The following is a 435-nucleotide window of genomic DNA, read 5'->3' as shown; positions in this document are numbered from 1 at the left end:
TTGCCCAATAGTCCCTACTGCTGCCTCCCGTAGGAGTCTGGCCCGTATCTCAGTGCCAGTGTGGGGGATACTCCTCTCAGAGCCCCTAAGGATCGTAGCCTTGGTAAGCCGTTACCTTACCAACTAGCTAATCCTACGCATGCCCATCTACATCCTATAAATATTTCAATTGGTTATGATGCCATATCCAATATTATGCGGTATTAATCCCAGTTTCCTAGGGCTATCCCCCTGATGTAGGTAGGTTGCATACGCGTTACGCACCCGTTCGCCGGTGACATTGCTGCCCCCTCGACTTGCATGTATTAAGCCTGCCGCTAGCGTTCATCCTGAGCCAGGATCAAACTCTCCATAGTAATTTCTTACATCGAAAGATCTCCCAACTTTATGTTTCGTCTCTATCTCCAATAAGTTAATGAACTTTATCCCACTTCA

Annotated in this window: 1 rRNA gene; it reads right to left on the bottom strand. The window is 47.4% G+C overall.

Features of this window, described 5'->3' with window-relative positions:
- Window positions 1-356: ribosomal RNA gene (locus tag EGI31_RS15260) — 16S ribosomal RNA — on the bottom strand; the annotation flags it as partial.
- Window positions 357-435: the final 79 nt, after the last annotated feature.

It is taken from the genome of Lacihabitans soyangensis, from assembly GCF_024343775.1.
GTDB classification, from domain to species: Bacteria; Bacteroidota; Bacteroidia; order Cytophagales; family Spirosomataceae; genus Leadbetterella; species Leadbetterella soyangensis.
Note: the sequence above shows the minus strand (reverse complement) of the source record. Positions and strands in the feature narration are given on the sequence as shown.